This is a genomic window from Rhodoferax sp. (assembly GCF_037143375.1).
Classification (GTDB): Bacteria; Pseudomonadota; Gammaproteobacteria; order Burkholderiales; family Burkholderiaceae_C; genus Rhodoferax.
Genome location: NZ_JBAWYV010000111.1, coordinates 1 through 10,845 on the forward strand (window position 1 = coordinate 1; position 10,845 = coordinate 10,845).

Sequence of the window (10,845 nt, forward strand, 5' to 3'; positions counted from 1 at the left end):
TGCTCGGGCAGCAAGGCCTTGGTTTGCGTCATCAGGCGCATGCCCTGAATCAACTGATCTGCATTCGGGCTGGCGAGCAAGGCAGAAAAACGCGGCGTGACAAACTTGGATGGCTCGGCGGGTTTGAGCTGGAGCTCTTGACGAATCTTGCGCACCTGGTCTGCGCTGACCGCTTCACCCTGGTTGCCCCATTGGGTGCGGACAAACGTGGTGATTTCTGCAATTTCGCGGTCATCCAGGCTGCTGTAGCCCGGCATGCCAAAGGCGCGTGGTGAGTGCTGGGTGGTGGCCGATTGCCAGCCACTGAGAGCGATGTGAATGACCGAGGTGGCATCCTTGGCCTGAACGCTGGTGTTTTGGGCCAGCGTGGGAAAGATGTCGCCCACACCGCGTCCATCACGCCGGTGGCAGGTGGAGCAGAACTGCACATAGCCGAGGCCGCCGCGTGTTTTGTACAAATCCTGCGCACTGGCCTGCACCGGGCTGGCTGGCGCTTTTCGGCTGGCTGCCGCCTCATCGGAAGGCAATGATTTAAGGTACTCGGCCAGCGACGTCAGGTCGGCATCGGTGAAGTGCTGCGTGCTGTGCTGGATGACCTCGGTCATGCTGCCCGCCGCGGCGCCAAAACTGTTGCGCCCGGTTTTGAGAAAGCGAACGGTCTCAGGCACGCTCCACAGGTCACGCAGGTTGGCGGCATGCCAGACGTTGAAAGTAAACCCGGCCAGGTACTGCTTTCCGCCAGAGTCGGCATCGCCCATGGCTTTTTCCTGAAACGCGATACCGCGCGGTGTGTGGCAAGAGCCACAGTGTCCCAGGCCCTGGGCAATGTAGGCGCCGCGGTTCCACGAAGCAGATTTGGCTGAGTCCGGTTTGAACCCGGTGTCCTCCAGGAACACCGTTTTCCACAGGCTCAAGCCCCAGCGCATGCTGAAGGGCCACTGCATGTCGCTGGGCTTGTTGGCTTGCACCACCGGGGTCACGCCCTGCTTCAGGTAGGCGAAAAGGGCTTGCATGTCGTCGCTCGTCAGCTTGGCATACGACGGAAATGGCATGGCGGGATACAGGTTGTGACCATCGGCCGCCACGCCCTTGCGCATGGCCTGATCGAACTGGGCAAAGCTGTAGTTGCCGATGCCGGTGCTGGCATCGGGCGTGATGTTGGTCGAGTAAATCATCCCGAACGGAGTGCTGAGCGCCAACCCGCCGGCCATTGGTTTGCCGCCGGCAGCGGTATGGCAGGCAATGCAATCGCCCAGGCGCGAGACATATTCCCCGCGCTTCAGCAGGTCGGCGGACGGCTCCGTGGCGGCCATGGCGCAGGCCGACAGCAGTGCCAGTAATGCGGGTAAATAGGTGCGCCAATAGCGCAAAGGAGTTGGAGTTTTCATGAGACCTCGTCTTGACAGATAAGCGCTCAGCTTAGGCTGTTTGGTCTCATTGCGACATTGGAAGATCAGCCCATGGGGCTAGGGAATTTTCCCTATGTCGACTAAACGCCCCAGACTACTTCGTGCCCAGCTTTCTGGCTGCGACGCAGCATGTCGATGAAGGGCAGGGCGCGCTGGCGCAGGGAAATACCTTCAAACGGCGGCGGCGTCTCGTGGTGGGCCAATGCCTCGGCCACCGCGGCCTTGCGGTCAGCTTCCTCGCGGGCGATGGCGGCCTCCAGCGCCGCGATGGCGGCTGGCATGTGCTCGGGCAGGACGATGCCTTTGTCGGCACTCCCGGACTGCAGGTCTTTGCCAATGATCTCCAGCACGCGCCGCCCGTTGGGTTGCAGCATGATCACATCACCGGTGGATTTGGATTTGAATTTGTAAAGCATAGTCACGCATCGTAAACTGCCGCGACCATGCGCACCTTTCGACTCCTGGCCTGCCTGGCCTTCATCCTCCTGTTGACCGCCTGTGCCGACACGCGCTACTACCTGCAATCGGTCCGTGGCCATTTGACGATGCTGCAAGCGGCCCGTCCGATCGAGGCGTGGCTGGACGATGCGCAAGTGGCCCCGGCCTTGAAGCAGCGCCTGCAACTGGCCCAGCAAATGCGCCGCTTCGCCGTGACGGACTTGCACCTGCCCGACAACGCCAGCTACCACCGCTACGCGGATCTGCAGCGCAAGTCGGTGGTGTGGAATGTGGTGGCGGCACCGCCCTGGTCGCTCACCCTCAAAACCTGGTGTTTCCCGGTGGCGGGCTGCGTCGGTTACCGCGGTTATTTCAAAGAGGCCGAGGCCCGGGAACTGGCGCAAACACTGCAGGCTGAAGGGCTGGAAGTCAGTGTCTACGGCGTGCCGGCTTACTCGACGCTGGGCTGGCTCAACTGGGCCGGTGGCGACCCCTTGCTCAACACCTTCATCCACTACCCGGACGGCGAGTTGGCCCGCATGATTTTTCATGAACTGGCGCACCAGGTGCTGTATGTGCAAGACGACACCTTGTTCAATGAGTCGTTTGCCACGGCGGTGGAGCGCCTGGGCGGAGAGCGCTGGCTGGCGCTGCACGGGTCGGAAGCAGCCCAAAAAGCGTACCGGGTGTTTGATGCGCGGCGCCAGCAGTTTCGGGCCTTGCTGCGCCGCACGCGCGCCCGGCTGTCGGATATTTATAAGACAAATCAGCCTCTAGCCCCCGTCTTGTCTTCGCAAGAGGCTATGAAAATAATAGCGATGCAGGATTTCAGGAATGACTATGCCCAGCTCAAACTCGGTTGGGATGGTTACAGCGGCTACGACGCCTGGGTGGCCGGGGCCAACAATGCGGCGTTTGGCGCGCAGGCCGCTTACGATGAATGGGTGCCCGGGTTTGAAGCCTTGTTTGAGCAGCAGGACCGCGACTGGCCCCGGTTTTATGATGCAGTCAGGCGCTTGTCGACAATGGCGGCACCGGACCGAACCCGGGCTTTGATACAACTCACAACGGAGCACACACGTGGCTGATCTTCATATCTTGCGCGAACACAAACTGGGGCTGGCCGCCGCCCGAAAAATCGCCTTCAAATGGGCCGAGCATGCCGAGGTTGAGTTCGGCATGGACTGCACTTACGAAGAAGGGAAAACGGTCGACGAAGTGGGGTTTACGCGCTCCGGGGTGCACGGCACGTTGTCGGTGACCAAGGAGAAGTTTGAACTCAACGCCAAGCTCGGGTTTCTGCTGGGCGCGTTCAAGGACACCATTGAGCGCGAAATCGTAAAAAACCTCGATGACTTGCTCAAGGCCAAACCGCCTGCCAAAGCGCACACGGTCAAGAAAACTTAGCTCAGCGATTCAATCAAATCAATGTACTGCTGCATGGCGGCGTCGCTGGTGGTGCCTTTGAGGCTGTTCCAGGCGTCCCACTTGGCGCGGCCAATCATGTCGCTGAAACCGGGTTTTTTGTCAGCGTTGTCGCCCACGCTGCCTTGCTTGTACAACGCATAGAGTTTGAGCAGCGTGCCGTTGTCGGGGCGCTCGCTCAGGTTTTTGGAATCGGCCACGGCGGCTTCAAACTTGGCTTTCAGATCAGACATATTTTCTCCGGGTAAAGGGAATACCCCACACATTGGGGCATTTGCGCAACATCTTACGGGGCGATTTGACTTCAAAATAGTGACCATTCTCAAAGTTGCATCGTTGCGCCCTTCCCGGGCGCTTTCTGGAGTTTCCATGGTGACCCGAATTACAGCTAAAAAACCGGTTTTAACGCCCAACAGTGAGCGTATGAGCAAGGTCGACACCGCCTGGCTGCGCATGGATTCGCCGTCGAACCTGATGATGATCGTGGGCGTGTGGATCATCAAGCCCGGCGTGCGCTACAAGGCGGTCAGCGAGCGCATTGAGGAGCGCTTTCTCAAGTACCCCCGGTTTGGCCAGCGCGTGGCGCAAGACCTGACCGGCGCCACCTGGGTCACCGATGAGGCGTTCGACATTGCGCACCACGTGGTCATCGAGACCCTGCCCAAGGTGCCCAAAGCCCAGGAGCAGCAAGCCTTGCAGGACCGCTTGGCCGAACTCGCGGTGCAGCCGCTGGACATGAATTACCCGCTGTGGCAGTTTCATCTGGTGGAGCATTACCAGGGCGGCTCGGCCCTGATGGTGCGCATGCACCATTGCATCGCCGACGGCATCGCCCTGATCGCCGTGACGCACTCGATGGTCGACGGTGGCATAGCGCCGCCTTTGCGCCCAATCCGTGAGTCGCATCTTGACGGGCTGGAAGGTGCCGAGGAATGGATTGCCAACACCTTGATCAAACCGCTGACGGGGGCGGCGGTGCGTGCGCTGGACGAAGCGGGCAATCAGGCAGTGAATGCGCTTGGTCTCTTGGTTGAGCCCAAGAAGGGTGCTGAAAAAGTCATTGAAAAGGGACTGGCAGGCTCCCTCGAGTTGGCCAAACTCGCCTACCAGGTGCTGCGTGACGGGGCTGCACTGGCCTTGATGCCCGATGATTCGCCGACCCGCCTCAAAGGCACGCCCGGCACCCGCAAACGGGTGGCTTGGTGCCAGCCGATTCCGCTGGACGAGGTCAAGGCGGTGGGCCGGGCCTTGAACTGCTCACTCAACGATGTGCTGCTGAGTTGCGTGGCGGGCGCCATCGGTGGCTACCTCCGTGCATTTGGCGATGAGGTTGCAGGCAAAGAAATTAGGGCCATGGTGCCAGTCAACCTGCGCCCGCTGGACGAGGCCTACAAACTGGGCAACCGGTTTGGTCTGGCGCCGGTGGTGCTGCCAATTGGCATCGAGAACCCGCTGGAGCGCGTGTACGAAGTGCGCCGGCGCATGGGGGAATTGAAAGGCAGTACGCAGCCGCTACTGACATTTGGTTTGCTGGCGCTGGCCGGGGTGCTGAATAAGTCGGCGCAAGACGCGATGCTCAGCCTGTTCTCCAAAAAAACCACGGCGGTGATGACCAATGTGCCCGGGCCGCGCGAGAAGCTCAAGTTTTGCGGCGCCACGCTGGAGCAAAACATGGCCTGGGTGCCGCAGTCTGGCACCGTGGGGCTGGGCGTTTCTATTTTGAGCTACGGCGGCGGCGTGCAGTTTGGCGTGATCAGCGATTCGACGCTGTGCCCGGAGCCGCAACAAATCATCGACCTGTTCGAGCCGGAATTCAACAAGCTGACCTTGCTCACCCTCATGCTGCCGTGGGGCGAAGAGAGTTGATTGCTATTTAAATAATAGCTGCTCGCGCAGGTGGCGCGGGGGCTAGAGGCCTAAAAGGCTTGTAAATCTAGTCTTGTAACTCGACCTTGGCCATCTCCACATCCAGGCGCTCCATGGCATCCATCGGCTTGGCGGCGGCGGCCTGCTGGTAAAGCCGGGTGGCGGCTTCGATCATCTTGTCGCCATCCAGCATCACCATGGCGTTGGCGTATTCGATCATGCCAATGGCCGAGTAAAAGTTGAGCTTGAGGGCTTCCTGGAGCAGCGCCAAGCCCGTGTCTTTCTTGGCGCCGTAGGTCATGCCGCCAATCAGCGAGCCCACTTTGTCGATCACTTCGGCGTGAAAAGCGCCCAGCGCGATGTGCGCGTCGGCGTGGTTGGGCTGGAGTTTGATGACGTTCTCAAGCGAGCCCTTGACCTTGGTGCCCAAGCCCTGAGCCAGCGCCTTGGCCACGCTGATGCCTTGGCTGTAGCGGCCTAAAGCGTAGGCTTGCCAGTAGTGGGCGTTCACATTTTCCGGGTTTTTCAATGCCTGGGCTTCAGCGCGCCGCACGACCTCCATGTAGAGGTCGAGCCGGATTCGCTCCTGCTTTTCGAGGTAGGTGGCATAAATGCAGGCCGATTTGTTGGCCACGGTGAGCCCGTCGCCGCCAATCTTGAGCCCCATGTCGACGGCTTTCTGAAACTCGCCGCTGTGAAACAGGGCCCAGGCATCCAGCACTTTGGTGTCTTGGGGCAGGGGTTCCACGTCGCCAGCGTGCAGCCGTGCCCAGTTTTTTTTGACGCTCTCAGCGTCAAATTCGTAATCACCCATGTAAGGGAAGGCTGTCCAATTGGCCATATTCGTCTCCAGTGGCCGTTGTCCGGCTTATTATTTATCGGCGTTATTGTAGGCCCCGACTAATTTCAGCAGGTGGGTACGCTGGCCTTGCTCCAGGTAAGGCATTAGCAAATTGAGGACATGTTGCGCACCCCGCAGCAAGGCTTGTTGTGCGTTTTCAGGCTCCAGCGCCCGGCGTGGGTCACGCACATACTCAAAACTCAGCCAGTAGGTTAGCACCACCACCATGCTGGTCGCGGTGGCCTCGACGTCGCGCGAATCGATGCTCACGGCACCGGTGCGGCTCATGCCGTCCAGCAGGGCTTTCACGGCCCGGGTCTTGTTTTTCAGGACCTGCTGGAAATGCGTTTCAAGGCGCCGGTTTTTACTCAGCAGGTCGTTTAGGTCGCGGTATAAAAACCGGTATTGCCAGATCAATTCAAACAGCGAGTGCATGAAAAACCAGGCGTCTTCGACGTCGCGTACGCCATCGCTGGCATTGAGCAACTCGTTCAGGGCGTGCTCGTATCGGTCAAACAGCGAGTTGATGAGCTCGTCTTTGGCCGGGTAGTGGTAATACAGGTTGCCGGGGCTGATGCCCAGTTCGGCGGAAATCAGGGTGGTCGAGACATTGGGTTCACCAAAGCGGTTGAACAACTCCAGCGTGACTTCCAGAATGCGTTCAGCCGTGCGCCGAGGCGCTTTTTTTACCATGTAGGACTCCTGCTGTGGGTGGCGGATCGAACCACATGGCCGAGGTCGTCCATGATCTCTTGCAGTTTAGCAATCGCCTGCCCAACTTGTGTGGGCGGTTTGGCGGGCGTGCTGAGGTGCCGCTTGGGGTCGTCCAGCGCGGCGTGGTGCAGCGTGATGCCGTGGCGCCCCAATGTGGCGGACAGACCAGTCTTGCGCGAGCGCAGCATCTGGCGGGTCTGCTGGTAAGCGTGCTCGGCCAGATGGCGGCGCTGCGAATAGCTGAAGGTGTTGGCCAGGTAGAGCTCAGGATCGCGGTGGTCGGGCTCAATCAGGATGATGTCGGTGTCCGGGTACGTCTGCTCGTATTGCTTCATGCCCAACACCATGCGCGAATGAATCATGGAGCGAAAGGTCTGGCTCAGCACCGCGGGCAGACCGCCATCGACAATGCGAGGAATGTGGTGTTGCTCAGCGCTAAGGCCCCGCTTCATGACCTGGGCAACCTGCGGCGAGGTGGCGTCAAATGGCACCAGCGGGTTAAGGCACAGCATCAAATCGATGCCCTGCTCCAGCGCCACCGACGCGTGCATGGTTTTCTTCAAGGCGCCATCCACGTAGTAACTATCGTCAATCTCGACCGGCGGAAACAGGCCGGGCAGGGCGGAACTGGCTTGCACGGCCTTGGAGATCGGCACATGGTCCCAGCCAGGGCGGCCAAAGGGCACGGCCTCGCCACTGTCCAGGTTGGTGGCCACCAGCGTGAGCTGGGTTTTCAGTTGGCGGAAATCGTTGGTGCGGCCGTTGCGTGAAAAAAGCCGGGCCATCTCGGTGTGGATTTGTTCGTTGGAAAAAACACCGGTCGGCAGGCAGGGGCCGAGTCGCTCAATGGCCTGCATGATCGATTTGCGGCCCGCCGTCATGTGCCACACGGACGAGGCCAGCAAGCCGGGCAGCATGATGGCGCGGCGCACCACTTCGCCATAGGCCGGCGACAAGAGCCAGGAGGGGTCGAAGGCGTCCGTTGGCGCGATGGCGCTGTCGTTTTCAATAAACGAAGTGCAGAGCTCGCGGGGCGTGATGCCGTTGGCCAGGCTTGCCACAATAAAGCTGCCCGCCGAGACGCCGACGTAGTGGTGTAACTGGGTGAAGTCGATGCCGTTCAGGGATTCTTCCAGCGCGCACAAGGCACCAATTTCGTAAATGGCACCCAAGGGCCCACCACCGGACAAGGCCAGTGCAATTTTGGGAGGGCGCGGTGTTTTACGCTTCATAACAGCAAAGTGTAGGGCGGTTGAAGAAAAAGGGTTATTGCGATGCAGCAATGTTGGCGGCTGAAATAAGCCAAAAAAAAGGCGCTTGAGCGCCTTCTTTATTCAAGCCCCGCTCAGTCCGCGGTAGCCGCGACTTCAACCGGTTTTGCAACGACTTTTTTGCGCGCTGGCGCACGTTTGACGGCCGGTTTGACCGCCTCAGTGGCGGCCTTGACGACCGTTTTCACTGCGACCTTTGCCGCGGGTTTCGCCGCTTTGCGGGGGGCGGCTTTAGGTGCGGTTTTGTCGGCGGCTTTGGGCGCAGCGCCCTTGGCCGAGAGCTTTTGCACGCTCTTGTTCAATTCGTCAATGCGGGCAATCAGGGCGTTGATGTCCTTGGCCGATGGCACGCCCAGCTTGTTGAGGGCCTTGGCGACACGGTCTTCAAAGATGTTTTCCAGCTTGTCCCATTGGCCGGTGGCCCGGGAAGAAATGTCGGCTGCCATGCCGTTCATTTTCTGGGTCGCTTCCGAGATTTTTTCTTCAGCGGCTGATTGGGTTTTGCGCTGAAAGTTAACGCCTTCCTTCACCAAGGCTTCAAAGGCTTTGGTGCCCTCGGCTTGCGCTTTGGTGAAGGCGCCCAATCCGGCTTGCCAGATTTGCTGGGCGGAGTCTTTCACCGAACCTTTAAGGGGCTCACTGGCTTTTTTGGCGGAAGTGGTTTTTTGAAGTTTTTTGACCATGAGGGGCTCCAGATAAAGTAAATGTTTTTCGGGCGGGGACTTGTGAATTAACAAGCGCTATGCCGAACATGGGCGTACTTTATAGGGCGCAAGGCGCGTCGTGTAGGTGACTGCTCCTAATTTTGTGGAGTCGTGGCTCTAGTGGGTCGCGGGTTTATGCCAGATAGATTCCACGCCAATTTGGGCAAGAATAAGGTTAATAACTGGAGGTTTTTCATGCAGTATTTCGTCACAGGTGCTACCGGGTTTATTGGCAAGCGGCTGGTTAAAAAATTGCTTGAGCGCAAGGGCTCGGTGGTTCACTTTTTGATTCGCAAGGAAAGCGAAGGCAAGGTGGCGGCGTTGCGGCAGTTTTGGGGTGCGAGCGCAGCGCGGGTGGTGCCCGTGTTTGGTGACCTCACGAGCAAAAAACTGGGCATTTCGGCCGAGAACCTCAAAAGTCTGAAAGGCCAGATCGACCATTTTTACCATCTGGCGGCGGTCTATGACCTGACGGCTGACGAAGCCAGCCAGATGGCCGTCAACGTGGAGGGCACCCGCCATACCGTCGAATTGGCCAAAGCCATCGACGCCGGACACTTTCACCTGGTGAGCTCCATTGCGGCGGCGGGTTTGTACGAGGGCGTGTTCCGCGAAGACATGTTTGAGGAGGCTGAAAATTACGAGCATCCCTATTTCCTGACCAAGCACGAAAGCGAAAAAATCGTGCGACAGGAGTGCAAGGTGCCCTGGTCGGTGTACCGCCCTGCCATGGTCGTGGGCGACAGCACTACCGGTGAGATGGACAAGGTGGATGGGCCGTATTACTTCTTTAAGCTGATTCAGCGCATGCGCGATGTGTTGCCGCCCTGGATGCCCTCGATTGGCCTGGAAGGCGGTCGCATCAACATCGTGCCGGTGGACTTTGTGGTGGCCGCTCTCGATGCCATCAGCCATCAAAAAGGCATTGAGAAAAAGTGCTACCACCTGGTCGACCCGGTGGGCTACCGGGTGGGCGATGTGCTGGATATTTTCAGCAAGGCGGCCCACGCACCCAAGATGAACCTGTTCATCAACGCGGCCTTGTTCGGGTTTATTCCCCGCAGCATCACCAAGGCCATGATGGCGCTGGCACCGGTGCGCCGGGTGCACCGGGCCATCATGAACGATCTGGGCTTGCCCGATGACATGCTCACCTTTGTCAACTACCCCACGCGATTTGATTGCCGCGAATCGCTCGCGGCCCTGAAAGGGACGGGCGTGACCTGCCCCAACCTGAAAGACTACGCGTGGCGGCTGTGGGATTACTGGGAGCGCCACCTCGACCCCGACCTGCACATTGACCGCTCATTGCGCGGCACCGTGGGCGGCAAAGTAGTGCTGGTCACCGGTGGGTCATCGGGCATCGGCCTGGCCGCCGCGCACAAGTTTGCCGAGGCCGGTGCCATTACCGTGATCTGCGGGCGCGACCAAGAAAAACTCGACGAAGCCTGCCAAGAGGCCACGACCAAGGGGTACAGTTTCATCGCCTATTCGGTGGATATTGCCGACATGACCGACTGCGACCGCTTTGTGAAGCAACTGCTGGAGGCGCATGGCAGCGTGGACTTTTTGATCAACAACGCGGGTCGTTCCATCCGCCGCGCCATCGAATCCAGCTACGACCGATTCCACGATTTTGAGCGCACCATGCAGCTCAATTACTTTGGCAGCCTGCGGGTGACGATGGGCTTGCTGCCCTGCATGGTGGCCAAGAAAAAAGGCCATATCGTCAACATCAGTTCCATTGGCGTGCTGACCAACGCCCCGCGTTTCAGCGCCTATGTGGCCTCCAAAGCCGCGCTGGACGCCTGGACGCGTTGCGCCGCCAGCGAGTTTGCCGACCAGGGCGTGACCTTCACCACCATCAACATGCCGCTGGTGCGCACGCCCATGATTGCGCCCACGGGGCTGTACAACAACGTACCCACGCTGTCGCCGGAAGAAGCCGCCGACATGGTCGCCCAAGCCTGTATCTTCAAACCGGTGCGCGTTGCGACTCGCTTGGGTACCACCGGGCAACTGTTGCACGCCCTGTTGCCGCGCGTGGCGCAAATCGCCATGAATACCAGTTTTCGCATGTTCCCGGATTCGGGCGCAGCCAAAGGCGCCAAACCGGGCGATAAACCCGTGAAGCAGCAGTTGTCGCCGGAGGCGGTGGCGCTGCAGCAGATGATGCG

The 10,845-nt window shown here is 59.5% G+C and carries 11 protein-coding genes; 4 read left to right on the plus strand and 7 right to left on the minus strand.

Features of this window, described 5'->3' with window-relative positions; all coding sequences use genetic code 11:
- On the minus strand, positions 1–1,388 hold a 1,388-nt coding region (locus WCG50_RS14225; protein WP_336900262.1), incomplete at its 3' end, for a cytochrome c.
- A gap of 101 nt (positions 1,389–1,489) precedes the next feature.
- Positions 1,490–1,825 carry a DUF1840 domain-containing protein gene (locus WCG50_RS14230; protein ID WP_336900263.1) on the minus strand — a complete coding sequence of 112 codons (336 nt, stop codon included), beginning with the start codon at positions 1,823–1,825 and terminating at the stop codon, positions 1,490–1,492.
- Between the two features lie 27 nt (positions 1,826–1,852).
- On the opposite strand from WCG50_RS14230, the gene WCG50_RS14235 reads away from it, so the two are divergent.
- Entirely contained in the window at positions 1,853–2,935 is a 1,083-nt protein-coding gene (locus WCG50_RS14235) for an aminopeptidase (RefSeq protein ID WP_336900264.1), read from the plus strand.
- On the plus strand, positions 2,928–3,254 hold the full coding sequence (locus WCG50_RS14240; RefSeq protein ID WP_336900265.1) for a polyhydroxyalkanoic acid system family protein: 327 nt from the start codon (positions 2,928–2,930) through the stop codon (positions 3,252–3,254). Before WCG50_RS14235 ends, WCG50_RS14240 begins: the two co-directional genes overlap by 8 nt.
- On the opposite strand, the gene WCG50_RS14245 is transcribed toward WCG50_RS14240, so the two are convergent.
- Complete coding sequence (locus tag WCG50_RS14245; protein ID WP_336900266.1) at positions 3,251–3,505, minus strand: acyl-CoA-binding protein; 255 nt, start codon at positions 3,503–3,505, stop codon at positions 3,251–3,253. The genes WCG50_RS14240 and WCG50_RS14245 overlap by 4 nt on opposite strands.
- Positions 3,506–3,641: 136 nt before the next feature.
- Between WCG50_RS14245 and WCG50_RS14250 the strand changes: the two genes are divergently transcribed.
- Positions 3,642–5,138, plus strand: a complete 1,497-nt coding sequence (locus WCG50_RS14250; protein ID WP_336900267.1) for a wax ester/triacylglycerol synthase family O-acyltransferase — start codon at positions 3,642–3,644, stop codon at positions 5,136–5,138.
- A 67-nt stretch (positions 5,139–5,205) separates the two neighbouring features.
- Here WCG50_RS14250 and WCG50_RS14255 read toward each other — a convergent pair whose 3' ends face one another.
- The 4 genes from WCG50_RS14255 to WCG50_RS14270 form a co-directional block, all read right to left on the minus strand.
- Entirely contained in the window at positions 5,206–5,979 is a 774-nt protein-coding gene (locus WCG50_RS14255) for a hypothetical protein (protein ID WP_336900268.1), read from the minus strand.
- Between the two features lie 30 nt (positions 5,980–6,009).
- Complete coding sequence (locus WCG50_RS14260; RefSeq protein WP_336900269.1) at positions 6,010–6,672, minus strand: TetR/AcrR family transcriptional regulator; 663 nt, start codon at positions 6,670–6,672, stop codon at positions 6,010–6,012.
- Positions 6,666–7,925: a patatin-like phospholipase family protein gene (locus WCG50_RS14265; RefSeq protein WP_336900270.1), complete on the minus strand. Its 1,260-nt coding sequence runs from the start codon at positions 7,923–7,925 to the stop codon at positions 6,666–6,668. Before WCG50_RS14265 ends, WCG50_RS14260 begins: the two co-directional genes overlap by 7 nt.
- A gap of 113 nt (positions 7,926–8,038) precedes the next feature.
- Positions 8,039–8,647, minus strand: coding sequence for a phasin family protein (locus tag WCG50_RS14270; protein WP_336900271.1), 609 nt, complete (start codon positions 8,645–8,647; stop codon positions 8,039–8,041).
- 216 nt (positions 8,648–8,863) lie between these two features.
- Here WCG50_RS14270 and WCG50_RS14275 point away from each other — a divergent pair.
- Positions 8,864–10,845: SDR family oxidoreductase (locus WCG50_RS14275; RefSeq protein WP_336900272.1), on the plus strand; the 1,982-nt coding region annotated here is incomplete at its 3' end.

Bases quoted from the DNA above. Each gene is read 5' to 3' on its own strand.
- WCG50_RS14250 (WP_336900267.1), top strand. From the start codon at position 3,642: ATGGTGACCCGAATTACAGCTAAAAAACCGGTTTTAACGCCCAACAGT.
- WCG50_RS14265 (WP_336900270.1), bottom strand. From the start codon at position 7,925: ATGAAGCGTAAAACACCGCGCCCTCCCAAAATTGCACTGGCCTTGTCC.
- WCG50_RS14255 (WP_336900268.1), bottom strand. From the start codon at position 5,979: ATGGCCAATTGGACAGCCTTCCCTTACATGGGTGATTACGAATTTGAC.
- WCG50_RS14245 (WP_336900266.1), bottom strand. From the start codon at position 3,505: ATGTCTGATCTGAAAGCCAAGTTTGAAGCCGCCGTGGCCGATTCCAAA.
- WCG50_RS14230 (WP_336900263.1), bottom strand. From the start codon at position 1,825: ATGCTTTACAAATTCAAATCCAAATCCACCGGTGATGTGATCATGCTG.
- WCG50_RS14270 (WP_336900271.1), bottom strand. From the start codon at position 8,647: ATGGTCAAAAAACTTCAAAAAACCACTTCCGCCAAAAAAGCCAGTGAG.
- WCG50_RS14235 (WP_336900264.1), top strand. From the start codon at position 1,853: ATGCGCACCTTTCGACTCCTGGCCTGCCTGGCCTTCATCCTCCTGTTG.
- WCG50_RS14260 (WP_336900269.1), bottom strand. From the start codon at position 6,672: ATGGTAAAAAAAGCGCCTCGGCGCACGGCTGAACGCATTCTGGAAGTC.